This is a genomic window from Mammaliicoccus sp. JADD-157 (assembly GCF_049310805.1).
GTDB lineage: Bacteria > Bacillota > Bacilli > Staphylococcales > Staphylococcaceae > Mammaliicoccus > Mammaliicoccus lentus.
Map to the genome: position 1 here is coordinate 153,625 of NZ_JBMOVZ010000002.1, position 18,148 is coordinate 171,772.

Below are 18,148 nucleotides of genomic sequence, written 5' to 3' on the forward strand. Positions count from 1 at the left end.
GCTATTCTCCTTTAAAGAACTTTTTAGCTCTATCTTTTAAACTTGAAGGTTGTTCTGTTAATGTTTCTCCACCAATTTCAGCGAATTCACGTAGTAATTCTTCTTGACGTTCTGTTAATTTATCCGGTGTTACAACTTTTACAGTTACGAAATAATCACCTTTACCATAACCATGAACATTTTGGATACCTTTTTCACGTAATCTGAACTGCTTACCAGTTTGTGTTCCTGCAGGTACTGTTAGTGCCACGCTGCCATTTAATGTCGGAACAGTTACTTCATCACCTAATGCTGCTTGAGGGAATGATAGATTTAAGTCGTAGAATATATCGTCTCCATCACGTTTGAATTTATCATGAGGTCTAACTCTAAATACCACATATAAATCACCTGCTGGACCACCATTAACACCTGGTCCACCTTTGCCTGCTAAACGAATTTGTTGATCATTATCTACACCTGCTGGTACTTTAACTTTGATTGTAACTTTTTTGTTTTGAGTACCTTTACCGTGACAATCTGGACATTTCTCTTCAAATTCTTGTCCAGTACCATTACATTCAGGACAAACTTTTTGCGTTTGCATTCTACCAAGAATTGTATTTTGTTCTACTGTTACATGACCTTGTCCATTACAATATGAACATGTTTTCTTCTTAGTTCCTGGTTTAGCACCGTTACCATGACAAGTATCACATTCTACATCTTTACGAACTGTAATATCTTTTTCAGTACCAAATACTGCTTCTTCGAATGATAACGTCATGCTATATTGTAAGTCATCACCTTGTCTCGGTGCATTAGGATCTCTTCTTGCACCGCCACCAAAGAATGAACCAAATATATCTTCGAATCCACCAAAGCCAGAGAAGTCTTGACCTCCAAATCCTTGTGATCCTCCACCAAATCCTTGTTGTGATGCATTATGTCCAAATCTATCATATTGAGCACGTTTATTTTCATCACTAAGAATTTCGTATGCTTCAGATAATTCTTTAAATTTGGCGTCAGCACCTTCTTCATGGTTTATATCTGGGTGATACTTTTTTGATAATTTTCTATAAGCTTTTTTAATTTCATCTTGTGAAGCATCTTTAGATACACCGAGTACTTCATAGTAATCTCTTTTAGCCAAAAAAATCTCTCCTTTACACATTAATATATTACTAGAAAAACTTGAATTAAAAAAGCCAAAGCCAATCACATTGACTTTGACTTTTTAATGAGTAATATTATTGTTTTTTATCTTCGTCGTTAACTTCAGTATACTCTGCATCTACTACATCATCATCTGAATTCCCTTGTCCTTCAGCTGATTCTGCACCTTGTTGTGCTTGAGCAGCTTGTTCATACATTTTCACTGATAATTGTTGAACGATTTCTTCAAGAGCATCTTTTTTAGTTCTGATATCTTCAATATCGTCGCCTTCTAATGCTTTTTTCAATTCTTCTTTAGCATCTTCAGCTTTAGTTTTTTCACTTTCGTCAACATTATCACCTAAGTCAGATAATGTTTTATCTACAGTGAATACCATTTGGTCTGCTTCGTTTCTTAAATCGATTTCTTCACGACGTTTTTTGTCTTCTTCCGCATTTTTCTCTGCGTCTTTAACCATACGGTCGATTTCATCGTCTGATAGTGAAGAACTAGATTCGATTGTGATTTTTTGTTCTTTATTAGTACCTAAATCTTTAGCTGTAACATTTACAATACCGTTTTTGTCGATATCGAATGATACTTCGATTTGAGGTACACCACGTGGAGCTGGTGGTATATCAGTTAATTGGAATCTACCAAGTGTTTTGTTATCAGCTGCTAATTGACGCTCACCTTGTAATACGTGAATGTCTACCGCTGGTTGGTTATCAGCTGCTGTAGAGAATACTTGAGATTTAGATGTTGGGATAGTTGTGTTTCTTTCGATTAATACTGTAGAAACGCCACCCATTGTTTCAATACCTAATGATAATGGTGTTACGTCTAATAATACAACGTCTTTAACATCACCAGTTATAACGCCACCTTGAATAGCAGCACCCATTGCTACTACTTCATCTGGGTTGACACCTTTGTTAGGATCTTTACCGATTTCTTTTTTAATTGCATCTTGTACAGCTGGTATACGAGTAGAACCACCTACTAGAATTACTTCATCGATATCTGAATTAGATAATCCAGCATCTTTCATAGCTTGTCTAGTTGGTCCCATAGTTTTTTCTACTAATTCACTAGTTAAAGCTTCGAATTTAGCTCTAGTTAAAGTAGTTTCTAAGTGTAATGGGCCATTAGCGCCACCTGAGATAAATGGTAATGAAATTTGTGTTGAAGATACACCTGATAAATCTTTCTTAGCTTTTTCTGCAGCGTCTTTCAGACGTTGTAAAGCCATTTTATCTTGTGATAAATCAATGCCATTTTCTTTTTTGAATTCTTCAGCTAAATATTGAATGATAACGTCGTCAAAATCGTCACCACCAAGTTTATTGTCACCAGCAGTTGCTAATACTTCGAATACACCGTCGCCTAATTCTAGAATAGACACGTCAAATGTACCGCCACCAAGGTCAAATACAAGTACTTTTTGATCTTGCTCTGTTTTATCTAAACCGTATGCTAAAGCTGCTGCAGTTGGCTCGTTAATAATACGTTCTACTTCTAAGCCAGCGATTCTACCAGCGTCTTTAGTTGCTTGACGTTCAGAGTCATTAAAGTAAGCTGGAACTGTGATTACTGCTTTAGTTACGTTTTCGCCTAAATAACTTTCTGCTGTTGATTTAAGATTTTGTAGAATCATTGCTGAAATTTCTTGTGGAGTATACTCTTTATCTTCTACTTTTTCTTTGTAATCAGTACCCATATGACGTTTTACTGATTGAATTGTATTAGGGTTAGTTACTGCTTGACGCTTAGCAACTTCACCTACTTGAGTTTCACCGTCTTTAAATGCTACTACTGATGGTGTAGTTCTATTACCTTCAGGGTTTTGAATAACTTTAGGTTCTCCACCTTCTAATACTGATACTACTGAATTTGTTGTACCTAAGTCTATACCTATTACTTTACTCATAAGAAAATTCCTCCAATTATTTATTTGCGTTTTAAATTCAATTAATTATTCATTTACTTTAACCATTGCTGGTCTTAAAACGCGTTCTTTTAATTTGTAACCTCTTTGTAGTTCTTCAGTAATAACACCTGATTCAAAATCAGGATTGCTATCTTGCATAACTGCTTGATGTACAGTTGGATCAAATTCTTTATTCTCTGACTCAATTTCTTCTAGACCATTTTCTTTTAATGATCTCAATAAGTCATCATAAACCATTTGTACACCTTTTTTAAATGATACGAAATCTTCTGATTCGCCTTCTTGTTTTAGTGCGCGATCCATGTTATCCAATGCTGGCAACACATCTGTTAAAACACGTTGTGCTTGGTAATCTTTCGCCACACTAGCTTCTTGTTTCATTCTACGCTTGTAATTTTCAAACTCAGCATACAAACGTAAGTATTTTTCTTCTTCTTCGTTTAATTTTTCTTTTAATTGTTCGAGTTCAGTTTCCGGAATTTCGACTGTTTTTTCAGTCTCTTCAACCTCTTCTACATTTTCAACTTCTTCATTTTCGTTACCATTAGTTTCTTCAGTGGCAACGTTTTGAGTTTGTTCAGACGACTCGTCGAATTTTTCATTTTGATTTTCTTCCGTCATTTCATGCCCTCCATTTTCTTTCCTTATTTAAAAATGATTCAAAAGTTGAATCACTTTATTGTAATGCATTGCAGTTGGACCTATAACGGCTAAATGACCGCTTATATCTCCCGAAATCTCATAACTTGTACTTACTATTGAAATACCTTCTAAGTCCTGATTAATTTCCTGTCCAATGTTTACGCTAATGGAATCATTAGCTGTTTCGTTTAAAAATTGGGCAATTCGTTCAGATTCCAGATACTTTAAAATTGACTGTATCATGGACACATTCGAAACGTTTAACGCCTCAATCAAGTGCATTTTTCCACCTAAAAACATTTCTTCATTTTGATCATTAATTTGTGTAATTAGTGCGTACTTAAAATTATTTATAAATTGTTGATCAATAAATGACAACGTTAATGATTCTAACGTGTTTATCAATGTAGATAAAGTATTTTGCTTAAAATGTAGATTCAAGTAATTCATAAACTTTTCTATTTGTTCATGTGTTATGAGTTTAGAAATTTGTAAATGAACTTTCTCTACATATCCATCTGCAAAAACGATAACACTCATTAAATGATTAGGGTTCACTCTAACGAAATGAATTTCAAAAATATGTCTTGAAAATTTATTGGGTCCTAATACAACAGTCGTATAATGAGAACGATTGGATATTTCCAAAGCTAACCATTTTAGCATTGCATTAACATCATATTGATTATCATCATAAAATTGGTTGAACCAGTCTATTGATTGTTTACTACGTGATTTAACCTTTAGTAATTGGTCAACATAATGTCTAATTCCTTTTTCAGAAGGAACTCTTCCTGATGAAGTATGTGTCTTCTCGAGGAGTTCTAATTCTTCTAATTGTTTCATCTCATTTCTAACTGTTGCTGGGCTTATAGGCAATTGATGCCTTTCAATAATCGACTTAGAACCAATTGGCTGGCCTAACTCAACATAATCCTCAACAATTACATTTAGTATTTGTAATTGTCTCTTAGTAATCATGTTATCACCTCGATTAGCACTCTATCTATCCAAGTGCTAATTATAATTTATCAAATTGGTCAAAGTAAGTCAACATTAAACCCTCGAATTTTTGAAAGATTTTTCATTCTTTTATTTAAGTTAATAAAAACTGCTCAAATACTTCGTTACCAATGATTTGACCACGTTCACTTAAGTATAAATAATCTTCATTTTCATTTAACAAACCATTTTCCAATAAATTATTAACCTTTTGACCAAATACTTCTTCAATCGTTTGATCAAATTTTTTATAAAATCTAGATTTTGAAACACCTTCAGTCATGCGTAAGCCTAGGAACATTTGCTCTTCCATTTGCTCTTTTAATGTAACTTCACTATTTTGCAGTACAGGCATTTCTCCATTAGTTAGTTTATTTATATATTGATTAACCGGATTAATATTACTATATCTCACACCGTTTATATATCCGTGTGCGCCAGCTCCGAAACCATAATATTCTTCATTCTTCCAATATACTTTGTTATGAAGTGATTCATGGCCTACTTTAGAAAAATTAGATATTTCATATTGATGTAGAGGTGATTTTTTTAATTTATTTTGTAAGTGTTGATACATTTCTTCACCTAAATCTTCATTAGGTAATTTTAATTTTCCTTTTCTATATAAATTATAGAATTGAGTTTTAGGTTCAAGTATAAGTGCATAGCTTGAAATGTGATCAACATCAAGTGATAACGCTTTATTTATTGATTCATCAAATTGTTTCAACGTTTGACCAGGTAAGTGAAACATTAAATCTAAACTAACTGAGCCTATATTATGTTTTTTAGATAACTTAACTGCTTTTTCAATATCGTCACTATGATGTGTACGTCCTAATATTTCTAATAAACCATCATCAAAAGTTTGCACTCCAAGTGATAACCTATTAACACCATATTTTTTTAAAAGTTGAATTTTACCTTCAGTTAGTTCATCCGGGTTTGCTTCAAATGTATATTCATCAGTTACAGTAAATAAATCATTTATTGATATTAGTAGTTTTTCTAATTGAACTTCTGATAATGCTGTTGGCGTCCCACCTCCAACAAAAATTGTTTCTACAACTTTATCTTTGCGAGTAGACATTTCTTTTATTAAGCAATCTAAATATTCATCAACAGGCTGATTGGCTATAAAAAACTTATTAAAATCACAATAAGTACAAATTCTAACGCAGAAAGGTATATGAATATATACACTTTTAGCCATTTAAATCCTCCTTTAAAAATAAAAACAGCTACTTAAACGCAGCTGTTTCTTGTTTAATCTTCATCCATTTTCAGTACTGCTAGGAATGCATCTTGTGGAATCTCAACGTTTCCGACTGACTTCATCTTAGCTTTACCGGCTTTTTGTTTTTCAAGTAATTTACGTTTACGACTAATGTCACCACCGTAACATTTTGCTAATACATTTTTACCCATAGATTTTATGTTTGTACGTGCTACTATTTTATTACCAATTGCTGCTTGAACTGGCACCTCAAATTGTTGTCTAGGAATTAATGTTTTAAGTTTATCTACAATTGCTTTACCTCTTTCGTAAGCAAATTCTTTATGCACAATAAAGCTTAACGCATCTACTTGGTCTCCATTTAATAAGATATCCATTTTCACAAGTTTACTTTCTTGATATCCGATTAATTCATAGTCGAAAGAAGCATAACCTTTCGTATTAGACTTCAATTGATCAAAGAAATCAAATACAACTTCAGATAAAGGAATTTCATAAATAATATTCACTCGAATATCATCTAAATAATCCATTGTAACGAAATTACCACGTTTTTTCTGACATAATTCCATTACTGCTCCTACATAGTCACTTGGTACCATCATAGTCGCTTTAACATACGGTTCATAAATCGTGTTGATTTTTTGTGGATCTGGGAATTGTGAAGGGTTATCAATTTCAACTTTCTCTCCATCTGTTAATTCACATTCGTAAATAACTGATGGTGCAGTTGCTATTAATTCAATGTTAAATTCACGTTCAATTCTTTCTTGTATGATTTCCATGTGTAATAATCCTAAAAATCCAGTTCTGAACCCGAAGCCTAATGCTTGAGATGTTTCTGCCTCAAATTCTAAAGAAGCATCATTCAATTGAAGTCTTTCTAAAGCTTCTCTTAAGTCATTATATTTACTATTGTCTATTGGATAAAGCCCACAGAATACCATTGGATTCATTTTCTTATAACCTTGAAGTGGTTTGTCTGCAGGTCTGTCAGCATTTGTTATCGTATCACCTACGTCAGAATCAGCAACATTTTTAATAGATGCAATTATATATCCAACATCACCTACTGATAAAGTTTCAACTGGTAATGGTTTAGGTGTATTAATACCTACTTCCGCAACTTCAAAAGTTTTACCTGTGGACATCATTTGAATTTTGTCTCCGGCTTTAACTGACCCTTCAACTATTCTAATTGAAGAAATTACACCTCTATAAGCATCGTAAGTAGAATCAAATATTAATGCTTGTAGTGGATTTTCTGGGTCACCTTCTGGTGGTGGTACTATTTCAACGACTTTCTCTAATATTTCTTCTATACCAATATTAGCTTTCGCACTTGCAAGTACCGCATCACTCGCATCTAAACCAATAACATCTTCAACTTCTTGCTTTACCCTTTCCGGTTCAGCAGCAGGTAAATCGATTTTGTTTATTACTGGAATCAACTCTAAGTCATTGTCTAAAGCAAGATAAACGTTTGCTAAAGTTTGTGCTTCGATACCTTGAGCTGCATCTACGATTAGAATAGCCCCTTCACATGCAGCTAATGAACGTGATACTTCATAAGTAAAATCGACGTGTCCCGGTGTATCAATTAAATGTAGTATGTATGTTTCCCCATCTTTCGCTGTATAATTTAATTGAACAGCGTTTAATTTGATAGTTATACCACGCTCTCTTTCTAAATCCATTGAATCTAATAATTGAGACTTCATATCTCTCGTCTCAACACTTTTCGTATTTTCCAAAATTCTATCAGCTAATGTTGATTTTCCATGATCAATATGAGCAATAATAGAAAAGTTTCTTATTTTCTTTTGGCGCTCTAGGCGTTTCATTCTGTCCATTTGAACTCCAACTTTCTCGTTAATTTTACATCTTCAGATGTAAGTAGCATCTTTGATATGATACCTTCTTTATAGAATAAATGCAAACCAATTACCAAACTGTTCATAAAGTGTTAAGCTTTATAAGGAATATGTAAATAATGATTGCACTTAAGGCGTACATTTGATAAAATATTTTTTGTTGCAATCAAATTATTTGATCACGGACAACATATTTAGGAGGTGACTCTCATGCCAAACATTAAATCTGCAATTAAACGTGTTTCTGTAACTGAAAAGAAAGACGCTGCAAACATTTCACAAAAAAATGATATGCGTTCAGCTGTTAAATCTGCAAGAACTGCTATCGAAAATAATGCTGATAACAAAGGTGAATTAGTTTCATTAGCTATCAAAAAAGTTGATAAAGCTTCTAAAAAGAACTTAATTCATTCAAATAAAGCTAACAGAATTAAATCTAGCTTAATGTCTAAAGCTAACTAATTAACAAAAGCTACAGTTCATCTGTAGCTTTTTTATTTTTAAATTTTCAAGATAAACAACTCTAAAATTAAAACTTTATCCATGTATGAAGATTTTAATTCATAATCAGTATCAGCACATATATCTATCGTCTTTAACAGTCTTTCTAAAGATAAATTTCTTATAATTCTTAAGGCTAATTTCACTCTATAAGGATGTACTCCTATTGTTTTAGCAATTTGTTGCTCACTGTAACTTTTGCCAGCTAATATTTTACATTGATAGTACAACCTATAATTACTTGTTATTAATGCTAACAACTTAATAGGCTCTTCTTTCAAATTTATTAAATCTTTTAGCAATTCAATAGACTTCTCTTTTTTTCCTTTTTGTATATACTCCGTTAATAAAAATACATTTTGTTCAAGAGAACGGCTAACTATTTCAGTAACATCTTTTTTATTAATAACTGGTTCATCACCAATAAATAAAATTAATTTTTCTAATTCTGCATGTATAATATTAAATTGAATACCAGTTAACTCTAAAAATGCGACGAGTGCGTCTTCTTTAATGTCTTTATACTGCTCGTTTAAATATGACTTAATCCATTGTTTCATTTCTTGTTCTGACATTTGCTCTATTTTATTTAGTGTTGCATTCTTTTTAACAGTTTTTACGAGTTTCTTTCTTTCGTCTAATTTTTCGTTACTTACATCAAAAACTACTAGCGTATCTCCATCATATTGCTCTATAAATTCAAGTAAAGCATCAGTACTATGGTTAATGCTATTATTCACTTTTTCACCTGTAAATAAGTAAGCATTTTTAATATGAACAACTTTCTTGTCTGAGAGGAAAGGTAAAGTTAACGCTTCTTCTATTGCATTAGAAATGGGTGTTTCGTATAAATCATATTTGGCGTAATTGAATTCATCACGCCCTTCTTTTAAATATTGATTGATAATTTCGTTAGATTTTTTCTCTATTAATGCATCTACTGCACCATAATTTAATACAATATTATCTTTCAAAATAAGTCTTCCTCTCTTATAAAGTTCTAATTAAGTATAGCATTTTTAAGCTTATTATCATATAATGAATGTAAGTATAGGAGGGAGTCATATGAACAGATTTGAAGGTGAAAATACTCAAGGGCGTAACAATGACGTTAAAGACTCTGGATTAGGTTTTATTGTAGGCTTCTTATTTTTAGCAGCGATTTATATCATTGCTCAAGTATTCAGCTTACTACCTAACTAATAGTACATATTTATATTTTTTAATCAAGGCTGGGACATAATAATGTCTCAGCCTGATTTATTGTAATCGTATAAACCATTAGTTGTTGATATCCCAGCTTTAGTCAATGTGATTGTTATCCCCCCCATATCTTGCGTGTTTAATATTTTACATTTATGGTTTTGAAGTTTTTTAATAGTTACTTTTTTAGGTAAGCCATATTTATTTCCTCTACCAGCACTTATAATACATAACCTAGGTTTCACTCGAGATAAAAATTCTTCAGTTGAACTCGTTGAACTACCATGATGTCCAACTTTTAAAATATCATATTGATGATCAATTTTATTTAAAACTGTTCGTTCATTATTCTGCGTTGCATCTCCTGTAGAAATTATCTTCTTATTGTAAACTTCTAATTCCGTTATGATTGAATTTTCATTTTTATCAGGATGACTTTTTGTATCCTGATTATAAAACCTATAAATCGCTTTACCTACTTTTATATTTTTCAACCCTACACTATCAATAATAGTTATTCCTTTTTGTTCAAGGCTACTAATTAGTAACTTCAATTCTTTGTTATCCCAAGTTCTTTTATTTATTATTAGATTTTTAATGTTTATTTTTTGGCTTAATTCTTCTAGTTCTCCCATATGATCTAAATGTGGATGTGATACAATTAAATAATCGATTTTTCGAATGCCTTTTTCATGAAGTTCAGGTATTAATACAGACTTTGTATAAGAAAGTTCATTATCTTTGATTTGCCAGTCTTTTTTATTTGATAACATTTTACCGCCTGTATCTATCATTACAATTTGATTTGTATCTTTATGATATGAAACCATTGCATCCCCTTGTCCCACATCCAAAAACCTTAATATCACTCTCTCTTCTTTAAAATCATAAGTTACAGTTATAATAACTAATATAAAAATAATAATAGCTTTAAAAATTTTCTTTTTAAGAATATACATACTTATCATCACACAAATAATAAATATTAGAAAATACGATATATGAGAAAGATTCCTTACTACAATATCTTCTATATTGAAATTATTTATTATTTGTATAATATCAATAGTTATACTTAACATTAAATCTGTTAAATATATCAAAATATTAGGTACAAAGCCGATTGTTACATAGATAATCAAAAAAATCATAACTAGAGGGAATAATATTAATTCAAACCAAGGAATAAAAAAGAAGTTGGTTAATAAACCTAACCATTGAAAAGTATTAAAATGCATAATAAGAATAGGAAAAGTAGAAATTTGAGCTATTAAGTTAATACATATTAGTTTATAAATGAAATGAAATGTTTTAATAATGGGGATAGTAAGTAGTAAAAATGTAGAAACTAAATAAGATAATTGAAAACCTATGTCATAAATTATAAACGGTTTATACATGACAGACAAAATAAAGGTAATTGAAAGAATTTGTAGTGAATCAAGACGTGTAAACTTTTTAATCACAAGATATAACATTACAACAGCTACTGCTCTAATAACACTTGGACTTAATCCTGTTAATACTGCATATATAGGTAATAAAATAAAAATAATCAGTTCTGCCTGATGATATCTTAGCTTAAATTTCAACAATATATTAAACAAAAACACACTGAGTAAGGCAACATGTGAACCACTTACTGCATACAAGTGGTATATACCTAAATGTTTTAATTCTTCAATTCGTTCGCTAGATAAATACTTCGTTTCGCCTAAAGTCAATGCAATAATACCTTCAATATATTCTGAATTTAACTTTATTAAATTTAAAATAAGATGTTCCCTATGAAACTGCAATTTTTCTAAAAGATTCAATTTACTATTAATACAAGATTTGAGAAACGGTTGTTTAATTTTAATGATGCCTTCAATATCTTGTTGGATAAGATATTCTTTATAGTTAAACTTCAAACTATTAGTATTAGGTAAAGGGTCACTATAATCATAATAAACTTCACATTTTTTAAATAAAGGTAAGTTATTAAGGATTTTTTCTTTTTCTTCTTTAGATTTAATTGTGTAATAAACTTGATAAGTTTTACCTTTTTGTTGAGCAATTGATTTAAATAAATCACCGTCAATTACTATATCATCTTTAAATTCTATAAAATCATGTAACGGTGCTTTGTTACGCTTTTCATGATTAAATGAATCCAATTGTGGTAGTTGTATTGACGGTAAAATTAAATAACCAATTACGACAAAGATAATACCAAGTATCGCAATTCTATATGATTTCAATTTGATCATACAACTTAGTATGACTATACTTAAAAATATCATCCCGATATAAATATTAAAGACAATTAAAATACCTGATAATAAATATAAGGCTAAGTAGAAATACATAACGCTGCGTAACCTATTATTTTAAATATTTCACAATATCTTCAGGATGGAAATCAATTCTTTCAAAATGAACACCTGATTGTTCTAATAACTGAATCGCATATGTATGATTGTGATAATCGTCTGCATAATAAATTTGTTTAATGCCAGCTTGTATTATAGATTTAGTACAGTTTAAACAAGGAAAGTGTGTTACATATATTGTTGCGTCTTCTGAAGATACACCCAATTTTGCGCACTGAATAATAGCGTTCATTTCAGCATGAATTGTTCTTATACAATGTCCGTCGACAACTAAACATCCATTATCAATACAATGTTCTTCACCTGAAACAGACCCATTGTATCCCCCTGCAATCACTCTATTATCTTTAACGATAGTTGCACCTACCGACAACCTTTCACATGTTGATCTTAGTGATAACAAATGGCTTTGAGCCATAAAATATTCCTTCCACTTGATTCTTTCCATATTAATCATCCAACCTTTCATATACTATTATTGTAAGTATTATGTTTATGAAATGCAATTTCAATTTAAAATGACATATTCTTTCAAAGATTCTACTGTTTTATCTCCAAATCCTTTTATCTTCTTCATATCGTCTATAGATTTAAAATCTCCTTTTGCTTCTCTATACTTTATAATTGCGTCTGCTTTACTTGGTCCTATCCCGGGTATTTTCTGTATTTGTTCTTTAGTTGCAGTATTAATATTTACTTCAACATTTTCATTTTGACTACTTTGCTTATTCAAATTTGAAGGTATTTGTTCACCTTTCATTGGTACATATATACTCATTTGATCTTTTAATTTCTCTGAAAGATTTAGTTTAGATAAGTCAGCTTGCTCATTTATTTGTGCTTTCTTTAAAACATCATTTATTCTTTCTGAAGATTTCATTTCATATGTTTTTGGAAATTTAACAGCTCCTTTAACATCTACAATTACTTCTTTAATATTTTCTTTAGATGATATTTCTCTCCTATCTATTTCTTGCTTTGATTCTTTACTTTCTTGATTTTCAATCATTCCACTATTATTTTTATTTATAGTTTCTATTGGCTCTTCATCTGGTTCATTCATTCCAAAAATTAATTTCAGTATGATAATAAAAACTATAAATCCAATTAAAATATAACGATAATATTGCGAAAAATACTCCTTAATCATTTTGATTTTATCCAAAAAAACACCTCCTACATATATAAACGTAAAAGGTGTCAAAAATTACTTATTCATTTTTTGAGCAACGATAAATTGTCTATTGCCTTGTTCACTATACGTATCTATAACAAAATCAGTGAATTTTGTTTTAATTTCAAATCCTGCTAGTTTTAATAATTCTTCGTATAAACTTATTTCAAAAGTACATTGGTAGTGCTCTTCATCAAATCGTTCGTATAAACCATCTTCGCGTTCTACAAAAAATGACATCTGATGATAAACGCTATTAGGTTCTTCACCTGTTATAGCCTGCCAAATTAGCGTAAGACGTTCTTCTTCATCGATATAATTTTGATTATTAAATTGATGATTCATCTTATATATGCTGTGGACATCAAAAATAAATATACCCTCGTCTTTTAAATATTTATCTATATAATTAAATACTTGTAGTATATCTTCCGGTTCAGTCACATAGTTTAAACTATCACAAAATATAGTAATCATATCATATTGATTTGGTAGTTCTAAATCTCTCATATCTTGACAATACCAATTTATAGATGGATTACGAGACTCTGCTATTTCTAGCATTTCTTGACTAATGTCTACACCACTCACTTGACCATATTCAGTCAATTGTGAAGTTAATGTACCTGTTCCACAACCTATATCTAATATTTCATTTTCTGAGCTACCTAAAAAATGCTCAACTATATATTTCCACTTATGATAAGGTTGATCAGCTGTCAACAAATCATAATAATCGCTCATTCTATTATAAGCCATTAAGACATAACCTCATTCAAGGTAATGATTGGTGCATCTTTGTATAATCTTTCCAAGTTATAATAATCTCTTTCTTCTCTATGGAATACATGTACGACTACATTACCTAAATCGATTAAAATCCATCTTGCTTCGTTAAAGCCTTCTAGTCTTTTGACATTAACTTCATTGATTTCCGCTTCGTCTTTTACATTTCTAGCGATAGCTTGTACTTGTTTATCACTATTACCATGACAAACTACAAAGTAATCAGCAACATCACTAATACCTTGCATATCGATTGCTATTATATCTTCTGCACGTTTATCATCGCATGCAATTAAACTTTGTTTCATTAATTCATTCGAATTCATTTAATCATTCCTTTATTGTTCTGTATGCATATTATAATAATTTAAGCATTCAATTGTTTTTAAATGTACCGTTTTATCTTTACCAACTAAATGTAACACTGTTCGTTTAGATATTTCATAAATCGCTTTATCTAAATTTTTATCTTTAAACACGATATCTCTAATATCATCTACACCAGGTTGCGTTCTTTTAGGTTCAATATAATCAGCGATAAAGATTATTTTCTCAGTTTTATTCATATGCGCTCTACCAGTAGTGTGGTTATATATCGCATAATATACTTCCTCATCATCAATTTCATATTCATCTTTTAATCTTGCAGCTGCCACTGGCCCATGTAAAATCTCAGATCCATAGCTTAATAAATCTTGACCTAAATCATACTTCGTTACACTTTGATACAACTCTGATAACTCTTCATATTTACATAAGTCATGGAGAATACCTGCGAGCTCAACTTTTTTCGGATCTCCATCGAAAATTTCCGCCATTTTCTTACCAGTTTCTGCTACTCTTATTGAATGGTTATAACGTTTTGTGGGTAAAGTTTCTTCTACGAGTTTAACTGCTTTTTTAATCTTCATACAACCGTCCCCTTTTGATATATCTTTCAATTCTTGGTGTAACTAACATCTTGACTGAATGATGATTTTTACAACGATTTCGTATATCCGTCGAGCTTATATCCATTCTTGGGATATTTAGGGATAACATACCACTATCAACATTTTGTTTATCTACTTCTCTATTGACCACTACAAACGTAACCATTTCTTTCAATTTATCAATATTTCTCCATTTATCTAAATTTACATATTGATCTGTTCCGATGATTAAATAGATTTGATATTCTGGATATTCATTTTGAATTTCACTAATAGTATCAAAAGTATAACTCGTTCCTTGTCTGTTTATTTCTCTTTTATCAATTACGCCGAATTCTAAATCTTCAATTGCTAACTTTAGCATGTCAACTCTTTCATTTTCTAACAACTGAGATTCATTGTGGCTTTTTAAAGGTGATTGATAACTAGGTAAAAACACAAACTCATCTGGTTTAACAAATTGATAGGCTTCACTCGCAACTAACATATGGCCAACATGTATTGGATTGAATTGGCCACCGTATATCATGATTTTTTTCATTTTATTTAAGGTAATTCTATTTTTTTGTTTTCTTTAGATTCTTTATAAAGAATAATGATACTACCTATAAGTTGAACGAGTTCACTTTCAGTTTGTTCAGATATTGAATTTGCTACTTCTTTATGATCATCCATGTTGTTTTGTAAAATGTGTACTTTAATTAATTCTCTTTTTTCTAATGCCTCGTTTAATTGTTCTATCATGTTTTCACTTATTCCGCCTTTACCTATTTGGAATATTGGATCTAAGTGATGAGCTTCTTTTCTTAAATATCTCTTTTGTTTACCTGTTAACATATTTATCTCCTTTTAAGTTCTTCTAAAACTTTATTTTTCATTGTTTTTATATCGGCAGTTTCACCTGTCCATATTTTAAAACTTTCTGCACCTTGGTATATAAACATATCTAAACCATTATATATAGTTAATCCTCTACTTTCACATACTCGTAAAAGTGGTGTTTTGTCTGGGATATAAATAATATCACAGACTAAAGCATTTGCGTGAATTTCTTCTATAGGTATAATGAGTTCGTCCGACGATTCATTCATACCAACTGGTGTCGTGTTAATAATAATATCGAATTCGTTCAAAATAGGCTTTATTTTATCTAATTGATACTGATTAATATCTAAATTCCAATTTTCAAATCTTTCAAGACTGCGATTTGCTACAGAAATTTTCCTTTCAGTATACTTCATCATTTCAGCGACTATGCCTTTACTTGCACCGCCAGCACCTAGTACAAGTATATTTTTGCCAGCTATAGAACCATAATTATCTAGTAAACCTTTAACAAATCCAATACCATCTGTATTATAACCTGTCCATTTATCACCATCTATATGAACAGTATTAACAGCTCCTATATGCTCAGCATTTGTAGAAATTTCATCTAAGTATGGAATAATCGTTTCTTTATGTGGAATCGTAATATTAAATCCATCAAGTTCTTTTTCTTTTATGATATCTCTTATATGCTGCATATGTTTAGGGTCTATATCAAGTGCTATATATTCATCATCTCTTTCTAACGCTTCAAAGTTATTTAAATGCATAATTGGAGAAAGAGAATGTCCTATTGGATGTCCTATAACTGCAAATTTCATGTCGCTCACCTCTTATAAAATTGATTTTCTTGATGTAACCTCTACCTCTTTAGGTGCTATTACGTTTATTTCTGCGCCTTCGTCCACTGTAATAAAGCCTAACCCAGAAATCATAATATCACGTCTTTCATCTTTAACAAATATTACATTGTTTTTCAAATTATTAAAATCAAAATTTTCTTTAGAATATGGTGGTTTTAATAAATCCCCAATTTGGCGTTCCCATAGATCATCAGCATTTTCTAGCTTTGTTCTATGAATGTTCAAATCATTTGAAATGAAACAAGTTAATGAACGACGTCCACCTTTTTTATAATCAACTCTTACTAGCCCACCTAAGAATAAAGATTGTTCTTCATTCAATTGATAAACTTTAGGTTTAATTTCTTTTTTCGGCATTATTACTTTTAATTCTTTATCTGTAACATAATGAGTCATTTGATGACTTTGGATAATTCCCGGTGTATCGAACATATAAGAATCATCATCTAAAGGTATATCTATCATATCTAAAGTTGTACCTGGAAAATGACTTGTTGTGATAACATCTTTTTCTCCAACACTCTTTTCAATCAAACGATTTATAAGCGTAGATTTACCTACGTTTGTCGTACCTACAACAAAGACATCTTTTCTATCTCTGATTTCTTCTATTGTGCCTAATAGTTCATCAATTCCTTGATTTTTAGCGGCGGAAATAAGTACAACTTTATCAGGATTTAAACCATAATCTTTCGCTCTTTGTCTCAGCCATATTTCTACTCTCTTTTTATTAATGGCTTTTGGTAAAATATCCATCTTGTTTGCAACTAAAATCACTTTTTTCTTTCCTACAATATCCTTTAGTCGATGTATCATTGAACCTTCCAAATCAAATACGTCCACTACGTTTACAATCAAACCATCTTCATTATGAAGTGATTTCAACATATTTAAAAAGTCATCACTTGTTAAATCTACATCTTGTACTTCATTATAATTTTTTAGTCTGAAACACCTTTTACAAATTACATCTTCTTTATTCAAGCTGGATTTTGGAACGTAACCCGCTTCGTTCGGGTGTTCTGATTGTAAGGTTGCCCCACAACCAATACATTTTGCTATTTCTGTCAAATTTATTCCTCCCAATTAATTAAACCTTTTCTTTTGAAACGATTTAATAATCTTCTTTCTATTAATCGATTAAATTTAGTAATTAAACCGTCTGTTTTTTTCACAGGAACAACCATAATTGTATATAAACCATTTCGGTTGCCTCCAAATACATCTGTTAACATTTGATCGCCTATTACAACCACTTCTGATTTTTGTACATTCATAAGATGAGAAGCTTGTCTAAACGCTTTACCTCTTGGCTTACGAGCTTTAAATATAAAATCAATGTTTAATGTTTTTGAAAATGATTCTACACGCTTTTGACCATTATTAGAAACAATCGTTACAGTAATATCATTTTCTTTCATTCGTTCAAACCAATTTCTCACATCATCTGTTGGATCTTTAACATCCCAACCAACTAAAGTGTTATCTAAATCTGTAATAATAGCTTTAATGCCTTTACTTTTTAAATGCTCTGGACGAATATGATAAATTGATTCTACATATTCATTTGGTAAAAAATATTTTGTAAATATACCCATGTTTACACCTCTATATTATTTCTTATTCTAACATAAAAATAACT

The 18,148-nt window shown here is 30.7% G+C and carries 20 protein-coding genes; 2 read left to right on the plus strand and 18 right to left on the minus strand.

Annotated features, from left to right (window positions below; translation table 11 throughout):
• Nucleotide 1: 1 nt before the first annotated feature.
• The 6 genes from dnaJ to lepA all read right to left on the minus strand — a co-directional run bounded on the left by dnaJ (nucleotide 2) and on the right by lepA (nucleotide 7,823).
• A complete protein-coding gene (gene dnaJ / locus ACO6VN_RS07295) occupies nucleotides 2-1,135 on the minus strand; it encodes a molecular chaperone DnaJ (protein WP_016998560.1) in 1,134 nt (377 codons plus the stop codon).
• A 97-nt stretch (nucleotides 1,136-1,232) separates the two neighbouring features.
• Complete coding sequence (gene dnaK, locus ACO6VN_RS07300; RefSeq protein WP_016998559.1) at nucleotides 1,233-3,068, minus strand: molecular chaperone DnaK; 1,836 nt, start codon at nucleotides 3,066-3,068, stop codon at nucleotides 1,233-1,235.
• Nucleotides 3,069-3,113: 45 nt separating this feature from the next.
• Complete coding sequence (grpE, locus tag ACO6VN_RS07305; protein ID WP_422404428.1) at nucleotides 3,114-3,710, minus strand: nucleotide exchange factor GrpE; 597 nt, start codon at nucleotides 3,708-3,710, stop codon at nucleotides 3,114-3,116.
• A gap of 27 nt (nucleotides 3,711-3,737) precedes the next feature.
• Entirely contained in the window at nucleotides 3,738-4,712 is a 975-nt protein-coding gene (hrcA, locus tag ACO6VN_RS07310) for a heat-inducible transcriptional repressor HrcA (protein ID WP_422404429.1), read from the minus strand.
• 115 nt (nucleotides 4,713-4,827) lie between these two features.
• The gene (gene hemW / locus ACO6VN_RS07315; protein WP_422404430.1) at nucleotides 4,828-5,946 is read right to left on the minus strand and encodes a radical SAM family heme chaperone HemW; all 1,119 of its coding nucleotides are present in this window, start codon (nucleotides 5,944-5,946) and stop codon (nucleotides 4,828-4,830) included.
• Nucleotides 5,947-5,999: 53 nt separating this feature from the next.
• Nucleotides 6,000-7,823, minus strand: coding sequence for a translation elongation factor 4 (gene lepA, locus ACO6VN_RS07320; protein WP_016998555.1), 1,824 nt, complete (start codon nucleotides 7,821-7,823; stop codon nucleotides 6,000-6,002).
• A gap of 231 nt (nucleotides 7,824-8,054) precedes the next feature.
• Here lepA and rpsT point away from each other — a divergent pair, with 231 nt between their 5' ends.
• Entirely contained in the window at nucleotides 8,055-8,306 is a 252-nt protein-coding gene (gene rpsT, locus ACO6VN_RS07325) for a 30S ribosomal protein S20 (RefSeq protein WP_064204513.1), read from the plus strand.
• A 38-nt stretch (nucleotides 8,307-8,344) separates the two neighbouring features.
• Here rpsT and holA read toward each other — a convergent pair whose 3' ends face one another.
• The gene (holA, locus tag ACO6VN_RS07330; RefSeq protein WP_016998553.1) at nucleotides 8,345-9,319 is read right to left on the minus strand and encodes a DNA polymerase III subunit delta; all 975 of its coding nucleotides are present in this window, start codon (nucleotides 9,317-9,319) and stop codon (nucleotides 8,345-8,347) included.
• A gap of 91 nt (nucleotides 9,320-9,410) precedes the next feature.
• Here holA and ACO6VN_RS07335 point away from each other — a divergent pair, with 91 nt between their 5' ends.
• Nucleotides 9,411-9,548, plus strand: coding sequence for a YqzM family protein (locus ACO6VN_RS07335; protein WP_016998552.1), 138 nt, complete (start codon nucleotides 9,411-9,413; stop codon nucleotides 9,546-9,548).
• Nucleotides 9,549-9,595: 47 nt separating this feature from the next.
• Here ACO6VN_RS07335 and ACO6VN_RS07340 read toward each other — a convergent pair whose 3' ends face one another.
• The 11 genes from ACO6VN_RS07340 to ACO6VN_RS07390 all read right to left on the minus strand — a co-directional run bounded on the left by ACO6VN_RS07340 (nucleotide 9,596) and on the right by ACO6VN_RS07390 (nucleotide 18,104).
• Nucleotides 9,596-11,800: a DNA internalization-related competence protein ComEC/Rec2 gene (locus ACO6VN_RS07340; protein ID WP_422404431.1), complete on the minus strand. Its 2,205-nt coding sequence runs from the start codon at nucleotides 11,798-11,800 to the stop codon at nucleotides 9,596-9,598.
• Between the two features lie 115 nt (nucleotides 11,801-11,915).
• The gene (locus ACO6VN_RS07345) at nucleotides 11,916-12,371 is read right to left on the minus strand and encodes a ComE operon protein 2 (protein WP_026023586.1); all 456 of its coding nucleotides are present in this window, start codon (nucleotides 12,369-12,371) and stop codon (nucleotides 11,916-11,918) included.
• A 60-nt stretch (nucleotides 12,372-12,431) separates the two neighbouring features.
• Nucleotides 12,432-13,073 carry a helix-hairpin-helix domain-containing protein gene (locus ACO6VN_RS07350; protein WP_422404569.1) on the minus strand — a complete coding sequence of 214 codons (642 nt, stop codon included), beginning with the start codon at nucleotides 13,071-13,073 and terminating at the stop codon, nucleotides 12,432-12,434.
• A gap of 57 nt (nucleotides 13,074-13,130) precedes the next feature.
• The gene (locus ACO6VN_RS07355; RefSeq protein ID WP_422404432.1) at nucleotides 13,131-13,856 is read right to left on the minus strand and encodes a class I SAM-dependent DNA methyltransferase; all 726 of its coding nucleotides are present in this window, start codon (nucleotides 13,854-13,856) and stop codon (nucleotides 13,131-13,133) included.
• Entirely contained in the window at nucleotides 13,856-14,209 is a 354-nt protein-coding gene (rsfS, locus tag ACO6VN_RS07360) for a ribosome silencing factor (RefSeq protein WP_016998547.1), read from the minus strand. Before rsfS ends, ACO6VN_RS07355 begins: the two co-directional genes overlap by 1 nt.
• 12 nt (nucleotides 14,210-14,221) lie before the next feature.
• Complete coding sequence (yqeK, locus tag ACO6VN_RS07365) at nucleotides 14,222-14,794, minus strand: bis(5'-nucleosyl)-tetraphosphatase (symmetrical) YqeK (protein ID WP_016998546.1); 573 nt, start codon at nucleotides 14,792-14,794, stop codon at nucleotides 14,222-14,224.
• Entirely contained in the window at nucleotides 14,784-15,356 is a 573-nt protein-coding gene (gene nadD / locus ACO6VN_RS07370) for a nicotinate (nicotinamide) nucleotide adenylyltransferase (protein WP_194201302.1), read from the minus strand. Before nadD ends, yqeK begins: the two co-directional genes overlap by 11 nt.
• A gap of 5 nt (nucleotides 15,357-15,361) precedes the next feature.
• Nucleotides 15,362-15,652, minus strand: a complete 291-nt coding sequence (gene yhbY / locus ACO6VN_RS07375) for a ribosome assembly RNA-binding protein YhbY (protein WP_016998544.1) — start codon at nucleotides 15,650-15,652, stop codon at nucleotides 15,362-15,364.
• A gap of 2 nt (nucleotides 15,653-15,654) precedes the next feature.
• Nucleotides 15,655-16,464: a shikimate dehydrogenase gene (gene aroE / locus ACO6VN_RS07380; protein WP_194201303.1), complete on the minus strand. Its 810-nt coding sequence runs from the start codon at nucleotides 16,462-16,464 to the stop codon at nucleotides 15,655-15,657.
• A 12-nt stretch (nucleotides 16,465-16,476) separates the two neighbouring features.
• A complete protein-coding gene (gene yqeH, locus ACO6VN_RS07385) occupies nucleotides 16,477-17,577 on the minus strand; it encodes a ribosome biogenesis GTPase YqeH (protein ID WP_422404433.1) in 1,101 nt (366 codons plus the stop codon).
• A gap of 2 nt (nucleotides 17,578-17,579) precedes the next feature.
• Complete coding sequence (locus tag ACO6VN_RS07390) at nucleotides 17,580-18,104, minus strand: YqeG family HAD IIIA-type phosphatase (RefSeq protein ID WP_016998538.1); 525 nt, start codon at nucleotides 18,102-18,104, stop codon at nucleotides 17,580-17,582.
• Nucleotides 18,105-18,148: the final 44 nt, after the last annotated feature.